Here is a 19,766-nt window from a genome sequence, read left to right as displayed (position 1 = left end):
GATACGGCGAGGGGCCCGGGGGTGTGTCACCGCCGGGCCCCTCGCCGTGAGAACCGCTAGAGCTTGTCGATCACGTAGTCGATGCAGGCCGTCAGCGCCTGCACGTCCGCCGGGTCGACCGCCGGGAACATCGCCACCCGCAGCTGGTTGCGGCCCAGCTTGCGGTACGGCTCGGTGTCCACGATGCCGTTGGCGCGCAGCGCCTTGGCGACCGCCGCCGCGTCGATCTCGTCGGAGAAGTCGATCGTGCCGATGACCTGCGAGCGCTTCGCCGGGTCCGTGACGAACGGCGTCGCGTACTTGGAGTCCTCGGCCCAGCCGTACAGGTTCTGCGACGACTGCTTCGTACGGGCCACGGCCCAGTCCAGACCGCCCTGGCCGTTGATCCACTTCAGCTGCTCGTTGAGCAGGAAGAGGGTCGACAGGGCCGGGGTGTTGTACGTCTGGTTCTTCAGCGAGTTGTCGATCGCCGTGGGCAGGGAGAAGAACTCCGGGATGTGACGACCGGACTCGTGGATCTTCTTCGCGCGCTCCAGGGCGGCCGGGGAGAACGCGGCGAGCCACAGACCGCCGTCGGCCGCGAAGGACTTCTGCGGGGCGAAGTAGTAGACGTCCGACTCGGTGATGTCGACCGGCAGGCCGCCCGCGCCGGAGGTCGCGTCGACGAGGACCAGCGCGCCCTCGTCGGCGCCGGCGACCCGCTTGACCGGGGCCGCGACACCGGTGGAGGTCTCGTTGTGGGTGAACGCGTAGACGTCGACGCCCGCCTCGGCCTTCGGCTCCGGGTGGGTGCCCGGGTCGGAGGAGATCACGGTCGGCTCGGCCAGCCAGGGGGCCAGCTTCGCGGCCTTCGCGAACTTGGAGGAGAACTCGCCGAAGTTGAGGTGCTGCGACTTCGACTCGATCAGCCCGTGGGTCGCGATGTCCCAGAAGGCGGTCGAGCCGCCGTTGCCCAGGATCACCTCGTAGCCCTCGGGCAGCGAGAAGAGGTCACGCACTCCGGCACGTACCTCGCCGACCAGGTTCTTGACCGGGGCCTGGCGGTGGGACGTGCCGAGGAGAGAGGTGCCGGTGGCGGCCAGGGCGTCCAGCGCCTCCGTACGCACCTTGGAGGGGCCCGCGCCGAAACGGCCGTCGGCGGGCTTGATGTCAGCGGGAATCCGGATCTCAGCCACGAGACGGAGCGTATCCGGTCGGAAGGGCCGCGTCAGACGATGTCCGCCGGATGAGACGACGGATGAGACGACGTGTGGTCCATCCTGACCTGGTGGGAAGAGACGAAGGACTGGAAGCGGCGCTCCGCGTCGCCGTCGCCGGAGACGTCGACTTCGGCACCACCGCGCGTGCCCTGATGACGATGGACGCGTCCAACTACCGCCGGGTACCGCTCGGGGTGGTCGCTCCCCGCGACGCGGCGGACGTGGCGGCGGCGCTGTCCGTGTGCCGGGACTTCGGCGTGCCGGTGGTCGCGCGCGGCGGCGGCACCTCCATCGCCGGACAGGCGACCGGCACGGGCGTCGTGCTCGACTTCACCCGCCACATGCGCGCCGTCGTCTCCCTGGACCCCGAGGCCCGGACGGCCGTCGTCCAGCCGGGGGTCGTCCTCGACCGGCTGCGGGAGGCGGCCCGCCCGCACGGGCTCACCTTCGGACCCGACCCGTCCACCCACAGCCGTTGCACGCTCGGCGGGATGATCGGGAACAACGCGTGCGGGGCGCACTCGGTGGCCTGGGGAACCACCGCCGACAACGTCCGGGAGCTCGACGTCCTCACCTACGGCGGGACGCGGCTGCGCCTCGGCCGGGACTGGCGGGGCGCGCCCGACGGTCTGCGGGACCTGGTCGGGGCGCACCTGGCGGCGCTGCGGACCGGCTATCCGGACGGTCTGCCGCGCCGGATCTCGGGCTACGCGCTCGACGCGCTGCTGCCGGAGCGGGGCGCGGACGTGGCCCGGTCGTTCTGCGGGAGCGAGGGCACGCTGGGGGTGCTGACCCAGGCGACCGTGCGGTTGGTCGAGGCGCCGGCCTCGCCGGTGCTGGCCGTCCTCGGGTACGCGGACGAGAGCGCGGCGGCCGACGCGGCGGCGGGGCTCCTGGCGCACGGTCCGCTGACGGTGGAGGGGATGGCCGCCGACCTGGTGCGGGACCCGGTGGGGCTGCCCAGGGGCGGGGCGTGGCTCTTCGTCGAGATGGACGGGGAGCCGGCGGCGCGGTCCCTGGTCCGGGCGGCGGACGCCCTGGACGCGGCGGTGGTGACGGATCCGGCCGGGCAGCGCACGCTGTGGCGGATCCGCGAGGACGCCGCCGGGACGGCGACCCGGATGCCCGACGGTACGGCGGCCTGGCCGGGCTGGGAGGACTGCGCGGTGCCCCCCGCCCGCCTGGGGTCGTATCTGCGCGCGTTCCGGGCCCTGTTGCAGGAGTACGGGCTGCGCGGGACGCCGTACGGGCACTTCGGTGACGGCTGCGTCCACGTCCGCGTCGACTTCGACCTGTGGACGGGGGCGGGTGTCGGACGGTTCCGGGAGTTCTCCGAGGCTGTCGCGGACCTGGTGGTCGCGCACGGCGGCTCGCTGTCGGGGGAGCACGGGGACGGGCAGGCGCGGGCCGAACTGCTGCCGCGGATGTACGGCCCCGGCCTCGTCCGTCTCTTCGGCGAGGTCAAGGACCTGTGGGATCCGGACGGCGGTCTGAACCCGGGCATGCTGGTGCGGCCGGCCCGGCTGGACGAGAACCTCCGCTTCACCGGCCTGCCCGTGGTCGTTCCCGAGGTCGCCCGCTGCGTGGGAGTCGCCAAGTGCCGGGTGGAGGGGCCGAGCACGGGGCCGGGCGTGATGTGCCCCTCGTTCCGCGCGACGGGGGAGGAGCGGCACTCGACCCGGGGCCGGGCCAGGCTGCTGCACGAGATGGCCCTCGGGGAGGTCGTCACGGACGGCTGGCGTTCGGAGGAGGTGAGGGAGGCGCTGGACCTGTGCCTGTCGTGCAAGGGGTGCAGGAGCGACTGCCCGGTGGGCGTCGACATGGCCGCGTACAAGGCGGAGTTCCTCGACCGCTACTACGAAGGGCGGCGCAGGCCGCGGGCGCATCTGTCGATGGGCCGGCTGCCGGAGTGGCTGCGCTGGTTCGGGCCGGCCCTGAACATCGGGCGGATGCTTCCCTTCGCCGCCCGCCTGGCGGGCTCCGCCCCCGAACGGCCGCTGCCGAGGGTGGCCGCCCGGACCTTCGTCTCCTGGTTCGGGGCGAGGCTCGGGACGTCGTCGGACGTGCTGCTGTGGCCCGACACGTTCACCAACCACCTGGCGCCGCGGGTCGGCAAGGCGGCGGTACGCGTCCTGGGCGCGGCGGGCGTCAGCGTGGGCCTGCCGCCGGGACGGGTCTGCTGCGGCCTGACGTACGTCTCGACCGGCCAGCTGGACCGCGCCCGGACGACGATGCGCCGGACCTTGGACGTGATGGATCCGGTGCTCGGGGCGCCGGTCGTCGTCCTGGAGCCGTCCTGTGCCGCGGCCCTGCGCACGGACCTGCCGGAGCTGCTGCCGGACGACCCGCGCGCGGCCCGGCTCGCCTCGTCCGTACGGACCTTCGCCCAGGCCCTGGAGGAGTTCGCGCCCGGGTGGGAGCCCCCGCGGCTCGACCGGCGCGTCGTCGGCCAGACCCACTGCCACCAGCACGCGGTGCTGGGCGACTCGGTCGAGCGTGTGCTGCGCGGACGGGCGGGCCTCGAGGGCGAGTTGAGCGGGGGTTGCTGCGGTCTGGCGGGCAACTTCGGCTTCGAGCCCGGCCACTACGAGGTGTCCGTGGCGTGCGCCGAGGACCAGCTCCTGCCCGCGCTCCGGACGGCGGCGGCGGACGGCGGGGACGCCGTCGTCCTCGCCGACGGCTTCTCCTGCCGCACCCAGATCGGCCACCTGACCGACCACCAGGCCCGCCACCTGGCGGAGGTCCTGGCGGAGGCGCTGACCTCCGGCGAGGAGGAGGAGCGGTAGGGGCGGCGGCCCCGGGGGGCCGGTGGGAGTCCCGGGGGCCGGGCCTTCCGCCCGTGACTGCCCCGGCTCAGGGAGCCGGGGCCTCAGGGTCCGGTGCCTTGCCCGTGGCGGCCGGCGGGTCCGGTGCCTTGCCCGGGGGAACCCCGCGGTCCGGGGTGCGGCCGAAGGTGCGGCGGTAGGTGCGGGGTGGGACGCCCCGGCGGCGGACGAACTGTTCGCGCAGGACGGCCGCGCTGCCGTACCCGACGCGGCGGGCGACCTCCTCGACCGGCAGGTCGGTCGTCTCCAGGAGCTCCTCCGCCCGGGCGAGCCGCAGGCCCAGCACCCACGCGTGCGGGGTCGTGCCGGTCGCGGCCGTGAAGCGGCGGGCGAAGGAGCGGCGGCTCATCAGCGCGCGCCGGGCCAGCTCCGCGACGGGCAGCGGTTCGTGGAGGTGCGCGCGGGCCCAGGCGAGGACGTCCGCGAGCCGTTCGTCCTCGCCGTCCTCGGGGACGGGGGCCGCGAGGTACTGCGCCTGCCCACCGTCGCGGTGCGGGGGCAGCACGAGGTCACGGGCGACGGCGTTGGCGGCGGCGGCCCCGTACTCGCGGCGCAGCAGGTGCAGGCAGAGGTCGAACCCGGCGGCGGCGCCCGCGCCGGTGAGGATCCGGCCCTCGTCCACGTACAGCGCGTCGGGTTCGACGGTGAGGGACGGATGGCGGCGGGCGAGGAGATCGGCGAACCGCCAGTGCGTGGTGGCCCGCAGCCCGTCGAGCAGTCCGGCGGCGGCCAGCGCGAACGTCCCCACGCAGTGGGCCCCGACCAGCGCGCCGCGGGCGTGGGCGGCCCGCAGGGCGTCGAGCACGGGGTCGGGAGGCGGGGTGCGGAAGTCGGCCCAGGGCAGGGCGAGGACGAGGTCGGCGGAGGCGATCCGGTCGAGTCCCTGCTCGACTGCGAGCGGCACGCCGAGGTCGGTGGGGACCTGACCGGGCCGTTCGGTGCAGAGCGCGAAGTCGAATCGCGGCAGGCCGGGGGCGCGGGCGTCGAAGACCTCGGCGACGAGACCGACGGCGAGCATGCCGACGCGCGGCGGGGCGTAGGCGGCGACCTTCATGCGGGGAGTGTGCCACGGCTTGGCACGAAACCCGCGATCGGTGGCAGGACGGCCACTCGTGACGGGCCGGGGGCCCGGCGAGAGTGGGGGCATGACAGAGAAGCCGCTCGGCGCCAGCGCCCGTTACACCGTCCTGACCACCGGTTACACGCTCTCCACCGGCCCCGGGGTCGCCGCCACCGTCTCGTACGTGCACGACGGCGACCGGCATGTGATCGTCGACCCGGGCATGGTGGCCCACCGCGACCGCATCCTCGGGCCGCTCGCGGAACTGGGCCTGGGACCGGAGGACATCACCGATGTCGTGCTCAGCCACCACCACCCCGACAACACCATGAACGTCGGTCTCTTCGGGCGGGCCCGCGTCCACGACCACAAGGCGGAGTACCTGGACGACCAGTGGACCGACCGGGACGCCGAGGGCCACGAACTCACGGGCTCCCTGCGGCTGATCCGCACCCCCGGCCACAGCGCCGAGGACATCACCCTCCTCGCCGGGACGGCGGACGGTGTGGTGGCCTTCGTCGGCGACCTGTGGTGGCGCCCGGACGGCCCGGCGGACGACCCGGTGGCACCGGACCGCGACACGCTGCGCACCTCGCGCCTCCGGGTGATGGCGGCCTCGGACGTGATCGTCCCGGGGCACGGGGAGCCGTTCGCGACGGTGGACCGCGTGCCGGTCTAGCCGGGTCGGTCCGGACGGGGTGCCGTGCGGGCCCAGCCGGCACGGCCCGGGTGTCGGGCCGGGTCGTGTCCGGGCGGTCTCCGGAGCCTGTCGTCCGGGCCGGACTCCGGGCTCCGGGTGATCTCGCGGGCCAGGGCGACCAGCGCCCCGATCGCCGGATGCGGGGCCGCGTCCCGCCAGGCGAGGACGGTGTGGACGAGGGGCGCGTCCGTGAGGGGGCGGTAGGTGACGCCCGGATGCGGGTGCATGTCCGCCGTGGAGGCGGCCGAGACACCGACGCCCCGGCCCGCGGCGATCGCGGCGAGCCAGTCGTCCGTGTTGGCGACGGTGAGCGTGCCGACGGGGCGCGGCGCGGTGGGCCAGAGGTCGAGGGTGGTCGTGCCGGAGACGGTGTTGAGGACGACGGTCTCGCGGGCGAGGTCCGCGAGGAGCACACTCTCGCGCCCCGCCAGGGGGCTGTCCGCCGGGAGCGCGGCCACCCGCGTCTCGGTGATCAGCTCCTCCGTGACGAGGCCCGGCGCGTCCACCTCGCCGCGGAGCAGGGCCGCGTCCACCTCGCCGCGCACGAGTCCGGCGGTGCGGTCGTCGACGCGGAGCAGGTCGAGAGGGGTCTCGGGGTGCTCGCGCTGCCAGCGCCGCAGCAGGGGGGTGGTGTACGGGCCGAAGGCCGCCCAGGCGTGGCCGAGCCGCAGCGGCCGGTGGCGCAGGAGCTCCGGGTCCAGGGCGGCGTCGAAGGCGGCGACGGCGGCGGCCGCCCGGTCGTGGAAGGCGTGGCCCTCAATGGTGAGGGCGAGGTGGTGGGTGGAGCGGTCGACGAGCCGGACGCCGAGGTGTCTCTCCAGGGCGGCGAGCGTGCGGGAGACGGCGGGCTGGGTGAGGTGGAGACGGGCGGCGGCCCTCGTCACGTTGCCCTCCTCGGCGATGGCGAGGAAGGAGCGGAGGTGACGCAGCTCGATGCCCATGTCGGGCGAGCATAACCGCAGCCCAATCGGCATTTCCGGCGCCGCGCGGGGGCTCGTACGGTGACAGTCGGTGGCTCTCCGCGGGGATGCCCGCCGGGTGCTGCGACACCTGGACGACAGTGCACTATTCTGTACTGGAAGTGCATTGAGCTGAACCGTATGGATCATGTGAGGAAGTGAGCCGGTGGACAGCCCGGTCAAGGACATCGCCGCCGTCTCCGTGCCGGAGGCCGCGACCGTCTCCGCCGGTCCTGGGCGCGCGAACCGCCTCGGCCCGGTGGCGCTCGTGGTCACCGGCGGCCTGTCCGTGCAGTTCGGGTCCGCCCTCGCCGTCCTGCTGATGCCCCGGGCCGGCGCGCTGGGGGTGGTGACCCTGCGTCTGGTCCTCGCCGCCGCCGTCCTGCTGGTCGTCTGCCGGCCCAGGGTCCGCGGCTACGGCCGCGCCGACTGGGCCACCGTCGTCGCCTTCGGCACCGCCATGGCGGGCATGAACGTCCTCTTCTACCAGGCCGCCGACCGGATTCCGCTCGGAGCCGCCGTGACCCTGGAGGTCCTCGGCCCGCTGGTCCTGTCGGTGGTGGCCTCCCGCCGGCTCGTGAACGTGCTCTGGGCCGGACTGGCCCTCGGCGGTGTCGTCCTGCTCGGCGGCGGCGGATTCGACCGCCTCGACCCGGTGGGCGCGGCGTTCGCGCTCGCCGCCGGTGCGATGTGGGCGGCCTACATCGTCTTCAGCGCCCGCACCGGCCGCCGCTTCCCGCAGGCGGACGGCCTCGCGCTCGCGATGGCCTTCGGCGCCGTCCTCAGCCTGCCGCTCGGGATCGCGGAGGCGGGTGACTCGCTGCTCGTGCCGTCGACGATCGGCCTGGGCCTCGCCGTCGCCCTGCTCTCCTCGGTCCTGCCGTACACGCTCGAGCTCCTGGCGCTGCGACGGCTGCCCGCGCCGACGTTCGCGGTCCTGATGAGCCTGGAGCCGGCGATCGCGGCGACCGCCGGTCTCCTGGTGCTGAGTCAGGCCCCCTCCCCGACGGACGCCCTGGCCATCGCGCTCGTGATCGCGGCGAGCATGGGCGCGGTCCGCACCCAGGTCGGGCGCGCGGCCGACCGCTGACCCGTCCGCACCCGGGTCAGGCGCGCGGCCGACCGCTGACCTTGCGGGGCCGCACGAGCAGCGCGAGTCCGCCGGCCACGATCAGCGTCCCGGCCAGGCCGGCGGTCGCGGCCACCGAACCGCTGCCCGTGCGGGCCAGCTCGCCCCCGGAACCGGAGCCTTTCGTCGGGGTGCCGGCCGGGGTCGTGGCCGGGGAGGACGAGGTCGGCGCGGGAGTCGCGGTGGGCTCCGGGCTCGGCGACCCGGTCGGCGGGGTGGCGGTCGGCGTGGGCTTCGGCCCCTTCGCGATCCGGATCACCAGCTCGTCCCTGTCGTTCTCGGTCACGGGGTCGAGGGTGTCGGGCAGCAGCCCCGTCGGGACGCGGAAGGTCGTCCCGGCCGCCTTCTGCGGGAACTTCCAGGTGAAGGGGAGGGCGCGGCTCTCGCCGGGTGCCAGGCCGTCGTACAGGTCGCAGGTGAGGGAGCCGGGGTCGGCCCAGCAGGCCTTGTCGTACCCCCTGGGCCAGTAGTCGTGGTAGTCGCCGTAGAGGGACAGGCGCACGACGAAGCTCTCGATCCGTCCGGGCCCGTGGTTGGTCACGACCAGCTCGGTCCGGACGGTCTCGCCCGGCCGCACGGAACCGGACGGCGCCTTCCACTCCACGCCCACGTCGTTGCCCGTCCGGACGTCGACCGTCGCGGTCGCGGTGTTGTCCTCGGGCCTGGTGTCGACCGCGTCGCCGATGTCCGCGGTGGCCGTGAGGGTCAGCGTGGTCCCCGCCGGCGTGTCCTCGTCGAACCTCAGATACACCTGCTCCCCCACGTGCTGCTCGGAGCCCCGGGCCCGGCAGGTGAGGGTGCGCCCGTCCGTGGTGGGTGCGCAGCGCGCCGGGTGGCTGCCGGACTTCTCGTACGTGACTCCGCGCGGCAGCGCGATCGACACGCCCAGGGCGGGCACCGTCCCCGACACGACGCCGGCACCGACGGTGAAGATCACCATCTTTCCCGGAGCCACGACCGCGACGTCCGCCGTCAGGGCAACCTTCACGTCCACACCGTCCGCGACGGGTGCGGCGTGCGCCGTCGCCGTGAGCGCCCCCAGGAGCAGGGTCGCCGCCCCGATGCCCGTCATCGTCCGTGCCGGACCACGCCTCATACGCCCGTCCCCCGCTCGTCGCCCCACGCCTGACCGTTGGACGACCCGACCGCCCGGAAGGTTGTACGACGATTAACCAAGCAAGCATGCTTGATTGTTTCCCCGTCCGCTGCCATGCTCCTCGGCACGCCCGTGTCCCACCCTTCCCGAGGGGAGCGCACCGTGTCCGACCCCGCCGTCGTCCTCGACGACCTGCGCGAGGAGAGCGAGGAAGTCGACCGGCTCGTACGGGAGCAGGCCGAGGAGAGGTGGGCGGCCCCGACGCCCGCGGCGGGCTGGACCGTCGCCCACCAGATCGCGCATCTCGCCTGGACCGACCGGGCCGCACTGCTCGCCGCCACCGATCCCGACGCCTTCGCCGGCGAGACGGAGAAGGCGATGGCCGCCCCCGACCGCTTCGTCGACGAAGGGGCGGCCGAAGGCGCCGCGCTGCCGCCCGCGGAGCTGCTCGCCCGCTGGCGCGAGGGCCGCGAGCGGCTCCGGGAGGCTCTGCGCGCGGCGCCGGAGGGCGCCCGCTTCCCCTGGTACGGGCCGCCGATGAGCGCCACCTCCATGGCGACCGCGCGGCTCATGGAGACGTGGGCGCACGGCCGGGACATCGCCGACGCGCTCGGCGTCGCCACCGAGCCGACCGCCCGGCTGCGCCACGTGGCGTGGATCGGCATCAGGGCCCGCGACTACGCCTATCTCGTCCGGGGCATCCCGGCGCCGGCCGGGCCCTTCCGGGTCGAACTGACCGCGCCCGACGGCGGAACGTGGCTGTACGGACCGCCCGACGCCACCCAGCGGATCACCGGGCCCGCCCTCGACTTCTGTCTCCTCGTCACCCAGCGCGTCCACCGCGACGACACCGCCCTGACCACCGAAGGCGCCGAGGCCGAGCGGTGGACCCGTATCGCCCAGGCCTTCGCCGGTCCCGCGGGACCGGGCCGCCCGCCCCGGGGGGCCTGATGGACGTCCTGCGGATAGGCAACGCCTCCGGCTTCTACGGCGACCGCTTCGACGCCGTCCGCGAGATGCTCACCGGCGGCGAACTCGACGTCCTCACCGGCGACTACCTCGCCGAACTCACCCTCCTCATCCTCGGCCGCGACCGGCTCAAGGACCCGGCATCCGGCTACGCCAGGACGTTCCTGCGCCAGATGGAGGAGGGCCTGGGCCTCGCCCATGAGCGCGGGGTGCGGATCGTCACCAACGCGGGCGGCCTCAACCCCGCCGGTCTCGCCGACGCCCTGCGCGCCCTGGCCGAACGCCTCGGCGTCCCCGCCCGGATCGCGCACGTCGAAGGCGACCGCCTCCCGTCCCCGGACGGCGCCCTCACGGCCAACGCCTACCTCGGCGGCGCCGGCATCGCCGCCTGCCTGGACGCCGGGGCCGACGTCGTCGTCACCGGCCGGGTCACCGACGCGGCCCTGGTCACCGGACCCGCCCAGTGGCGCTTCGGCTGGAGCCCGGACACACCGGGGTGGCACGACAAGCTGGCCGGCGCCGTCGTCGCCGGGCACGTCCTCGAATGCGGCACCCAGGCCACCGGCGGCAACTACGCCTTCTTCACCGGCCACGACGTCCGCCGCCCCGGCTTCCCCCTCGCGGAGATCCACGCCGACGGCACCTCCGTCATCACCAAGCACCCCGGCACCGGCGGCGTCGTCGACGTCGGCACGGTCACCGCCCAGCTCCTCTACGAGACGGCCGGCGCGCGCTACGCCGGACCCGACGTGACCGCCCGGCTCGACACCGTACGGCTCACCCCGCAGGGCCCGGACCGGGTGCGGATCGACGGCGTACGCGGCGAGGCCCCGCCCCCCACCCTCAAGGCCGGGATCACCCGGCTCGGCGGCTTCCGCAACGAGGTCGTCTTCGTCCTCACCGGTCTCGACATCGAGGCCAAGGCCCGGCTCGTACGCGACCAGATCGAGGACGCGCTCGACCGCGCCGGCACCCGCCCCGCCGAACTCCGCTGGGAGACGGCCCGCACCGACCGCGCCGACGCCGACACCGAGGAGACCGCGAGCGCGCTGCTCCGCCTCGTCGTACGGGACCCCGCCCCCGAACCGGTCGGCCGCGCCCTCACCGGCGCCGCCATCGAGCTGGCCCTCGCGAGCTACCCCGGTTTCCACGTCACCGCCCCGCCCGCCAAGGGCGCGCCCTACGGCGTCTTCGAGGCCGCCCACGTGCCCGCCGCCGACGTCCCGCACATCGCCGTCCTCCCCGACGGAACCCGGCGCGACCTCCCGGTTCCCGCCCGAACCCGGGTCCTGGAGCCCGTGCCCGCCCCGCCCCCGCCCGCGCCGTTGCCGCCCGGACCGGTGCGGCCCGCCCCGCTCGGGCTCGTCGCCGGGGCCCGCAGCGGCGACAAGGGCGGCGACGCCAACGTCGGGGTGTGGGTGCGGACCGAGGCCGCCTGGCGCTGGCTGGCCCACACCCTGACCGTGGAGCGGTTCCGGCTGCTGCTGCCGGAGACCGCCGGGCTCCCCGTCGTGCGCCACGACCTGCCGGGCCTGTGGGCGGTGAACTTCGTCGTCACCGGCCTCCTCGGCGAGGGCGTCGCCTCCCAGGCCCGCTTCGACCCCCAGGCCAAGGCTCTCGGCGAATGGCTCCGCGCCCGCGTACTCGACATCCCGGAGGAACTGCTGTGACCGTCCTCGCCTCCGCCCTCGACACCGGCGGACCCGACCACGCCGCCCACCGCGCCGCCATGCTCGACAAACTGGCCGCCTTCGACGCCGAGCACGCCAAGGCGCTCGCGGGCGGCGGCGAGAAGTACGTCCAGCGGCACCGGAAGCGCGGCAAGATGCTCGCCCGCGAACGGATCGAGCTGCTGATCGACCCCGACAGCCCCTTCCTCGAGCTGTCCCCGCTCGCCGCCTGGGGCAGCGACTACCCCGTGGGCGCCTCGATCGTCACCGGCATCGGCGTCGTCGAGGGCGTCGAGTGCCTGATCACCGCCAACGACCCGACCGTGCGCGGTGGAGCCTCCAACCCGTGGACGCTGAAGAAGGCCCTGCGCGCGAACGAGATCGCCTACGCCAACCGGCTGCCGTGCATCGCGCTCGTGGAGTCCGGCGGCGCGGACCTGCCCTCCCAGAAGGAGATCTTCATCCCCGGCGGGGCGCTGTTCCGGGACATCACCCGGCTGTCGGCCGCCGGGATCCCCACGATCGCGGTCGTCTTCGGCAACTCCACGGCCGGCGGGGCGTACGTCCCCGGCATGTCCGACCACACCGTCATGATCAAGGAGCGGTCGAAGGTCTTCCTCGGCGGCCCGCCGCTGGTGAAGATGGCGACGGGCGAGGAGAGCGACGACGAGTCGCTCGGCGGCGCCGAGATGCACGCCCGGACGTCCGGACTCGCCGACCACTACGCCGTCGACGAGGCGGACGCGCTGCGCCAGGCCCGGCGGATCGTCGCCCGGCTCAACCACCGCAAGGCGCACCCCGATCCGGTCTCCCTCGCCGAGCCGCCGAAGTACGACGAGGACGAACTGCTCGGGATCGTGCCGGGGGACCTCAAGACGCCGTTCGACCCGCGCGAGGTGATCGCCCGGATCGTGGACGGCTCCGACTTCGACGAGTTCAAGCCGCTCTACGGGCCGAGCCTGGTGACGGGATGGGCGGCGCTGCACGGCTACCCCGTGGGCATCCTCGCCAACGCGCAGGGAATCCTCTTCTCCGCCGAGTCGCAGAAGGCGGCGCAGTTCATCCAGCTCGCCAACCAGCGGGACATCCCGCTGGTGTTCCTCCACAACACCACCGGGTACATGGTGGGCCGGGAGTACGAGCAGGGCGGCATCATCAAGCACGGCGCCATGATGATCAACGCGGTGTCCAACTCGCGGGTGCCGCATCTGAGCGTGCTGATGGGCGCCTCCTACGGCGCCGGCCACTACGGCATGTGCGGCAGGGCCTACGACCCGCGGTTCCTCTTCGCCTGGCCGAGCGCCAAGTCGGCCGTCATGGGCCCGCAACAGCTCGCGGGCGTGCTGTCGATCGTCGCGCGCGCCTCGGCCGCCGCCAAGGGGCAGCCCTACGACGACGAGGCCGACGCCGGTCTGCGGGCGATGGTCGAGGCGCAGATCGAGTCGGAGTCGCTGCCGATGTTCCTGTCGGGGCGGCTGTACGACGACGGCGTCATCGACCCCCGCGACACCCGCACGGTCCTCGGGCTGTGCCTGTCCGCGATCCACACGGCACCGGTCGAGGGCGCGCGCGGCGGCTTCGGCGTCTTCCGAATGTGAGGCTTCGATGATTCAGTCGGTACTGGTCGCGAACCGGGGCGAGATCGCCTGCCGGGTGTTCCGTACGTGCCGGGAGCTGGGCGTCGCGACGGTCGCGGTGTACTCCGACGCGGACGCCGCCGCGCTGCACGTACGGGCGGCCGACGCGGCGGTACGGCTGCCGGGCGCTGCTCCCGCCGAGACGTATCTGCGCGGCGACCTGGTGGTGAAGGCGGCGCTCGCGGCGGGCGCGGACGCGGTGCACCCGGGCTACGGCTTCCTGTCGGAGAACGCGGACTTCGCCCGGCAGGTCCTGGACGCGGGGCTGGTGTGGATCGGGCCGCCGCCGGCCGCGATCGAGGCGATGGCCTCGAAGACGCGGGCGAAGGAACTCATGGGCATCGCCCCGCTCGTGGACGTCACCGAGGCGGACCTCCCGGTGCTCGTGAAGGCGGCGGCGGGCGGTGGCGGCCGGGGGATGCGGATCGTCCGCGACCTCGCAGCCCTGCCCGCCGAACGGGCCGCCGCGTCGGCGGAGGCGGCGAGCGCGTTCGGCGACGGCGAGGTCTTCGTCGAGCCGTACGTCGAGCACGGCCGCCATGTCGAGGTGCAGGTCCTCGCCGACGCGCACGGGATGGTGTGGACGCTGGGGACGCGCGACTGCTCGCTCCAGCGCCGCCACCAGAAGGTGATCGAGGAGGCGCCGGCGCCCGGCCTGCCGGAGGCGCTGGAGGCGTCGCTGGTGGATCTGGCCGCCCGGGCCGCCAAGGCCGTCGGATACGTCGGCGCGGGGACGGTCGAGTTCCTGGTCGCGGACGGCCGGCCGCACTTCCTGGAGATGAACACCCGCCTCCAGGTCGAGCACCCGGTGACGGAGGCGGTCTTCGGCGTCGACCTGGTCGCCCTCCAGCTGTCGGTGGCCGAGGGCGTCCCGCTGCCCCCGGAGCCGCCGGCCGCCCGCGGCCACGCCGTGGAGGCCCGCCTCTACGCCGAGGACCCGTCGCGGGGGTGGACACCGCAGACGGGCCGGCTGCACACGCTGGAGTTCCCGGACGGCGGGGTCCGGGTCGACTCCGGTTTCGCCTCCGGGGACACCGTCGGCGTGCACTACGACCCGATGCTCGCCAAGGTCGTCGCCCACGCCCCCACCCGCGCCGAGGCCGTGCGCAAGCTCGCCCGCGCCCTCGCCCGGGCGCGGATCCACGGGCCGGTCACCAACCGCGACCTGCTCGTCGCCTCGCTCCGGCACGAGGAGTTCCGTACGGACTCCCTGCTGGACACCGGCTTCTACGAGCGGAACCTCACCGCGTTGACCGGGGCGCCGGACGGGGAGGCGTACGCGGCCGTCGCCGCCGCGCTCGCCGAGGCGGCCGGGCGCGCCGGCAGGTTCGGCGGCGGCTGGCGCAACGTGCGCTCGCAGGACGAGAGCCGTTCCTACGGTCCGTACGAGGTGCGCTACCGGCCCTCCCGGGGCGGCGGCTACACGGTCACGGCCCCCGAGGGGGTGCGCGCCGTGAGCGTCACCCCGCACCGGGTGCGCCTGGAGGTCGACGGGGTCGTCCGGGACTTCGAGGTCGCCCGGTACGGCGACACCGTCCACGTCGGCGCCCACCGCCTCACCGTGCTGCCCCGCTTCCCCGACCCCCGGGAGCAGACCGCTCCCGGTTCGCTGCTCGCGCCCATGCCCGGCACCGTCGTCCGGGTCGCGGACGGCCTCGCGGTCGGCGACCCGGTCACGGCCGGGCAGCCGCTGCTCTGGCTGGAGGCCATGAAGATGGAGCACCGCGTCACCGCCCCCGCCTCGGGCACGCTCACCGCGCTTCACGCCGTCGCGGGCCGCCAGGTCGAGGTCGGCGCCCTGCTCGCCGTCGTCCAGGCCGAGCCCGCGCCCGACACACCGGCCGCCGGAGCGGCGGAGCCCGCGCCCGACACGCCGGCCTGACCCTGGCCGGCGTACGGACCGGCACGCCGTCCCGGCCCCCGGCCGACGTACCGGCACGCCCCGCACCCCTGCACGGACGCTTCCTCGCCCCCGTCGCACCGCAGCACCCGCACCGACCGCCCGCACCGCCCGATGCACAGGAGGAAGAGCAATGACCGGTTCCGCCCGTTCCGCCAGTTCCGTCATCGAGTCCCCCGAGCACACCGCCCTGCGCTCCGCCGTCTCCGCCCTCGGCCACCGCCACGGCCGGGGCTTCGACCGGGCCGCCCTCTGGGCCGAGGCCGGGAAGCTCGGCTACCTCGGGGTGAACCTGCCGGAGGAGTACGGCGGTGGGGGCGGCGGCATAGCCGAGCTCTCCATCGTCCTGGAGGAGGCCGGCGCGGCCGGCGCACCCCTCCTCATGATGATCGTCTCCCCGGCGATCTGCGGCACCGTCATCGCCCGGTTCGGCACCGAGGAGCAGAAGCGGGAGTGGCTGCCGGGCCTCGCCGACGGCACCCGCACCATGGCCTTCGGCATCACCGAGCCCGACGCCGGCTCGAACTCCCACCGCATCACCACCACCGCTACCAGGACCGAGGACGGCTGGGTCCTGAGCGGCCGGAAGGTCTTCGTCTCCGGCGTCGACATAGCCGACGCCACCCTCATCGTCGGCCGCACCTCCGACGCCCGCACCGGCAACCTCAAGCCCTGCCTCTTCATCGTCCCGCGCGACGCCCCGGGCTTCGGCCGCCAGGTCATCGACATGGAACTCGCCGCCCAGGAGAAGCAGTTCGAGCTGACCCTCGACGACGTCAGGCTCCCGGCGGACGCCCTGGTGGGCGACGAGGACGCGGGCCTGCTCCAGCTCTTCGCCGGGCTCAACCCCGAGCGGATCATGACCGCCGCGTTCGCCATCGGCATGGGCCGCTACGCCCTGGGCCAGGCGGTGTCCTACGCCAAGGAGCGCCAGGTCTGGAAGGCGCCGATCGGCGCCCACCAGGCCATCGCCCACCCCCTCGCCCAGGCCCACATCGAGCTGGAACTGGCCCGGCTGATGATGCGCAAGGCCGCCCTCCTCTACGACGCGGGTGACGACATCGGCGCAGGCGAGGCCGCCAACATGGCGAAGTACGCGGCGGGAGAGGCCTGCGTGAAGGCCGTGGACCAGGCCGTCCACACCCTCGGCGGCAACGGCCTCACCCGCGAGTTCGGCCTCGCCCAGCTCGTCACGGCCTCCCGCGTGGCCCGGATCGCCCCCGTCAGCCGGGAAATGATCCTGAACTACGTATCCCACCAGTCCCTGGGTCTCCCCAAGTCGTACTGACACACGCGATCCTGACGCCACCTTCCACCACTCCAGGGGGCACGCATGGTGTTTCACAGCGAGTACGCGGATGTCCGGGCCGTCCGTCTCCCCATCCACGAGGCCGTCCTCGGCCGGGCCGCCGCACACGGCGACACCCCGGCCCTGATCGACGGGGCCGGCGAGCTGACCCTCACGTACGCCCAGGTCGACACCTTCCACCGGCGGATCGCCGCCGGGCTCGCCGAGGCGGGCGTCGGCAAGGGCGACGTCCTCGCCCTGCACAGCCCCAACACCGTGCTGTTCCCGGTGGCGTTCTACGCCGCCACCCGGGCCGGCGCGTCCGTGACCACCGTGCATCCGCTGGCCACCCCTGAGGAGTTCGCCAAGCAGCTCCGCGACTCCGGCGCCCGCTGGATCGTCACCGTCTCCCCGCTCCTCGGTCCGGCCCGCCGGGCCGCCGAACTCGCGGGCGGGATCGAGGAGATATTCGTCTGCGACACGGCGCGGGGGCACCGCTCGCTGCAGTCGATGCTCGCCTCCACGGCGCCCGAGCCGCGGGTCGACATCGACCCCGACACCGACGTCGCCGCCCTGCCGTACTCCTCCGGCACCACCGGCGTCCCCAAGGGCGTGATGCTCACCCACACGTCCATCGCCACCAACCTCGCCCAGCTGGAGCCCTTCGTCCCGATGGGCCCCGGCGACCGGATCCTCGCCGTCCTGCCGTTCTTCCACATCTACGGCCTCACGGCGCTGATGAACGCCCCGCTGCGGCAGGGGGCCACCGTGGTGGTGCTGCCCCGCTTCGAGCTCGACCAGTTCCTCTCCGCCATCCAGAAGCACCGCATCAACGGCCTGTACGTCGCCCCGCCGATCGTCCTCGCCCTCGCCAAGCACCCGGCCGTCGCCGCCTACGACCTCTCCTCCCTGGAGTACATCGTCAGCGCCGCCGCACCGCTCGACGCCTCTCTCGCCGAGGCGTGCTCGGCGCGGCTGAAACTGCCGCCGGTCCGGCAGGCGTACGGCATGACGGAGCTGTCCCCGGGCACCCACGTCGTCCCGCTCGACGCCGTGGACCCGCCGCCCGGGGCCGTCGGCCGGCTGCTGCCCTCCACCGAGATGCGGATCCTTTCCCTCGACGACCCGGAGCAGGACGCCGAGCCGGGCGCGGAGGGCGAGGTCGCCATCCGGGGGCCGCAGGTCATGAAGGGGTACCTGGGCCGCCCCGACGCCACCGCGGCCATGATCGACGCCGACGGGTGGGTGCACACGGGCGACGTCGGCCGCGTCGACGAGGACGGCTGGCTGTTCGTGGTCGACCGGGTCAAGGAACTCATCAAGTACAAGGGCTTCCAGGTCGCCCCGGCCGAACTGGAGGCGCTGCTGCTCACGCACGACGGCGTCGCCGACGCGGCGGTGATCGGCGTGTACGACGAGGACGGCAACGAGGTCCCGAAGGCGTACGTCGTCCGGCAGCCGCACGCGGCGGGACTGACCGGCGAGGACATCATCGCGTTCGTGGCGGGGCAGGTTGCCCCGTACAAGAAGATCCGGCGGGTGGAGTTCGTCGACGGCGTGCCGAGGGCCGCGTCGGGGAAGATCCTGCGCCGCGAGTTGAGGGAGCGAGAAGGCTCATGACGCTGGTCTCCGTCGCCGAGGAACGCGGCATCACCACCCTGACCCTGGACTCTCCCGGGAACCGCAACGCGCTCTCGTCCGGCCTGGTCGCCGAGCTGGCCGAGGCGCTGGCCGCGTGCGGGAAGGATCCGCGCGTACGGGCGGTGGTGCTGACCCACTCCGGCTCCACCTTCAGCGCGGGCGCGGACCTGAAGGCGCCGCCCAACCCGTACACCTTCGTGGCGCTGCTGCGGCAGATCGTCGAGCTGCCCAAACCGGTGGTCGGCGTGGTGCGCGGGCACACCCGGGCGGGGGGTCTCGGGCTGCTGGGCGCCTGCGACCTGGTGGTGGCCTCGCCGGAGGCGGACTTCGCGCTGACAGAGGTACGGATCGGGGTCGCCCCGGCCGTCATCTCGCTGACCCTGCTGCCCAGGCTGGAGCCCCGGGCGGCGGCCCGCTACTACCTCACGGGCGAACGCTTCGGCGCGGCGGAGGCCGTCCGCGTCGGGCTCGTCACGGCGGGCGAGGAGGAGCTGGAACCGATCCTGGACGGGCTGCGCAGGGCCTCGCCCCAGGGCCTGGCCGAGTCCAAGCGCCTGGTCACGGCTACAGTCCTGGAGACCTTCGAGCAGCACGCGGAGGAGCTGGTGCAGCGCTCCGCGTCGCTGTTCGCCTCCGCCGAGGCGCGCGAAGGGATGACGGCATTCCTCGAACGACGGGACCCCGAATGGGCGCTGTGACCGCTCCCAAGCAGGACCGCAGCCGGGCCACCCGGCAGCGGCTCCTGGAGGCGGCGGTGTCCTGCCTGGCCGCACACGGCTGGGCGGGCTCCACCGTCTCCGCCGTGGCCGAGCGCGCGGGCGTCTCGCGCGGCGCGGCCCAGCACCACTTCCCGACCCGGGAGGACCTCTTCACGGCGGCCGTCGAGTACGTCGCCGAGGAACGCTCCCAGGCCCTGCGCACCCTCGCGGCCCGTGACCGCCGCGAGGTCGTCGTCGCCCTCGTGGACCTCTACACGGGACCGCTCTTCCGCGCCGCCCTCCACCTGTGGGTCGCCGCCTCCGACGAGGAGCAGCTGCGCGCCCGCGTCACGGACCTGGAGGCCCGCGTCGGCCGCGAGTCCCACCGCATCGCGGTCGAGCTCCTCGGCGCCGACGAGTCCCTGCCGGGCGTCCGCGAAACGGTCCAGGGCCTCCTGGACATGGCCCGCGGCCTCGGCCTCGCGACCCTCCTCTCGGACGACCGCGCCCGTCGGGAGCGGGTGGTGGCCCAGTGGGCGGAGCTGGTGGACAAGGCCCTCGGCTGAGCCGGGCCGGCCCGAGGGCCCGGTGGGCGGAGCTGGTGGACAAGGCCCTCGGCGGAGCCACCGGCCGGCCCGAGGGCCTTCCCGGGGGTGTCGGATGCCGCCCACCGCGCGCCTCCCGCACCGGTGGGTTCCGGCGGGCTTCCCGCGCGCCTTCCGAGCCGGGGGTTCCGGCGGGCTTCCCGCGCGCCTCCCGCACCGGTGGGTTCCGGCGGGCTTCCCGCGCGCCTTCCGAGCCGGGGGTTCCGGCGGGCTTCCCTCACCGCGGACGGCCGGCACCTGTGAGGGCCGCCACATACGCCCCGCGCCCCCCGCAGTACGCTGGTCGCATGCTTTCGCTCGTACGCCGTCGCCACGTGGACTTCCTCCGCGTCGCGAGCATGGGCTGTCGGCCGTCCGCCTGACCCCGGCACGCCCACCCCTCCCGGTCAC

15 protein-coding genes are annotated in these 19,766 nt (G+C 74.4%); 11 read left to right on the top strand and 4 right to left on the bottom strand.

From position 1 onward, the window contains the following. Positions 1-56: 56 nt before the first annotated feature. Positions 57-1,175: a phosphoserine transaminase gene (gene serC, locus ACZ68P_RS17180; RefSeq protein WP_471006851.1), complete on the bottom strand. Its 1,119-nt coding sequence runs from the start codon at positions 1,173-1,175 to the stop codon at positions 57-59. A 62-nt stretch (positions 1,176-1,237) separates the two neighbouring features. On the opposite strand from serC, the gene ACZ68P_RS17175 reads away from it, so the two are divergent. Next, positions 1,238-3,985 carry an FAD-binding and (Fe-S)-binding domain-containing protein gene (locus ACZ68P_RS17175; protein ID WP_471006850.1) on the top strand — a complete coding sequence of 916 codons (2,748 nt, stop codon included), beginning with the start codon at positions 1,238-1,240 and terminating at the stop codon, positions 3,983-3,985. A gap of 67 nt (positions 3,986-4,052) precedes the next feature. Here ACZ68P_RS17175 and ACZ68P_RS17170 read toward each other — a convergent pair whose 3' ends face one another. Then, on the bottom strand, positions 4,053-5,078 hold the full coding sequence (locus tag ACZ68P_RS17170) for a GlxA family transcriptional regulator (RefSeq protein ID WP_471006848.1): 1,026 nt from the start codon (positions 5,076-5,078) through the stop codon (positions 4,053-4,055). Positions 5,079-5,169: 91 nt separating this feature from the next. On the opposite strand from ACZ68P_RS17170, the gene ACZ68P_RS17165 reads away from it, so the two are divergent. Beyond that, entirely contained in the window at positions 5,170-5,763 is a 594-nt protein-coding gene (locus ACZ68P_RS17165) for an MBL fold metallo-hydrolase (protein ID WP_471006846.1), read from the top strand. On the opposite strand, the gene ACZ68P_RS17160 is transcribed toward ACZ68P_RS17165, so the two are convergent. Next, positions 5,760-6,725 carry a LysR family transcriptional regulator gene (locus tag ACZ68P_RS17160; protein WP_471006845.1) on the bottom strand — a complete coding sequence of 322 codons (966 nt, stop codon included), beginning with the start codon at positions 6,723-6,725 and terminating at the stop codon, positions 5,760-5,762. The two genes, ACZ68P_RS17165 and ACZ68P_RS17160, sit on opposite strands and share 4 nt — an antisense overlap. A 184-nt stretch (positions 6,726-6,909) precedes the next feature. Between ACZ68P_RS17160 and ACZ68P_RS17155 the strand changes: the two genes are divergently transcribed. Further along, complete coding sequence (locus tag ACZ68P_RS17155; protein WP_471006843.1) at positions 6,910-7,833, top strand: EamA family transporter; 924 nt, start codon at positions 6,910-6,912, stop codon at positions 7,831-7,833. A gap of 16 nt (positions 7,834-7,849) precedes the next feature. On the opposite strand, the gene ACZ68P_RS17150 is transcribed toward ACZ68P_RS17155, so the two are convergent. Then, entirely contained in the window at positions 7,850-8,968 is a 1,119-nt protein-coding gene (locus ACZ68P_RS17150) for a COG1361 family protein (protein ID WP_471006840.1), read from the bottom strand. A 162-nt stretch (positions 8,969-9,130) separates the two neighbouring features. On the opposite strand from ACZ68P_RS17150, the gene ACZ68P_RS17145 reads away from it, so the two are divergent. The 8 genes from ACZ68P_RS17145 (at position 9,131) to ACZ68P_RS17110 (ending at position 19,337) form a co-directional block, all read left to right on the top strand. Then, the gene (locus tag ACZ68P_RS17145; RefSeq protein WP_471006838.1) at positions 9,131-9,919 is read left to right on the top strand and encodes a TIGR03084 family metal-binding protein; all 789 of its coding nucleotides are present in this window, start codon (positions 9,131-9,133) and stop codon (positions 9,917-9,919) included. After that, positions 9,919-11,607, top strand: coding sequence for an acyclic terpene utilization AtuA family protein (locus ACZ68P_RS17140; RefSeq protein WP_471006836.1), 1,689 nt, complete (start codon positions 9,919-9,921; stop codon positions 11,605-11,607). The genes ACZ68P_RS17145 and ACZ68P_RS17140 overlap by 1 nt, the downstream gene beginning before the upstream one ends. Continuing rightward, entirely contained in the window at positions 11,604-13,205 is a 1,602-nt protein-coding gene (locus ACZ68P_RS17135) for an acyl-CoA carboxylase subunit beta (protein WP_471006834.1), read from the top strand. Before ACZ68P_RS17140 ends, ACZ68P_RS17135 begins: the two co-directional genes overlap by 4 nt. A gap of 7 nt (positions 13,206-13,212) precedes the next feature. Continuing rightward, complete coding sequence (locus ACZ68P_RS17130) at positions 13,213-15,126, top strand: acetyl/propionyl/methylcrotonyl-CoA carboxylase subunit alpha (RefSeq protein ID WP_471006832.1); 1,914 nt, start codon at positions 13,213-13,215, stop codon at positions 15,124-15,126. 151 nt (positions 15,127-15,277) lie between these two features. Then, on the top strand, positions 15,278-16,432 hold the full coding sequence (locus ACZ68P_RS17125; protein WP_471006830.1) for an acyl-CoA dehydrogenase family protein: 1,155 nt from the start codon (positions 15,278-15,280) through the stop codon (positions 16,430-16,432). Positions 16,433-16,477: 45 nt separating this feature from the next. Next, a complete protein-coding gene (locus ACZ68P_RS17120) occupies positions 16,478-18,052 on the top strand; it encodes a 4-coumarate--CoA ligase family protein (RefSeq protein WP_471006829.1) in 1,575 nt (524 codons plus the stop codon). Continuing rightward, the gene (locus ACZ68P_RS17115) at positions 18,049-18,771 is read left to right on the top strand and encodes an enoyl-CoA hydratase family protein (RefSeq protein ID WP_471006827.1); all 723 of its coding nucleotides are present in this window, start codon (positions 18,049-18,051) and stop codon (positions 18,769-18,771) included. Before ACZ68P_RS17120 ends, ACZ68P_RS17115 begins: the two co-directional genes overlap by 4 nt. Next, positions 18,759-19,337 (top strand): TetR/AcrR family transcriptional regulator, encoded by a 579-nt coding sequence (locus ACZ68P_RS17110; RefSeq protein WP_471006826.1) that lies wholly within the window; start codon positions 18,759-18,761, stop codon positions 19,335-19,337. Before ACZ68P_RS17115 ends, ACZ68P_RS17110 begins: the two co-directional genes overlap by 13 nt. Positions 19,338-19,766: the final 429 nt, after the last annotated feature.

The organism is Streptomyces sp. NPDC036822 (assembly GCF_055609145.1).
This window is presented reverse-complemented; position numbering and strand designations above follow the sequence as displayed.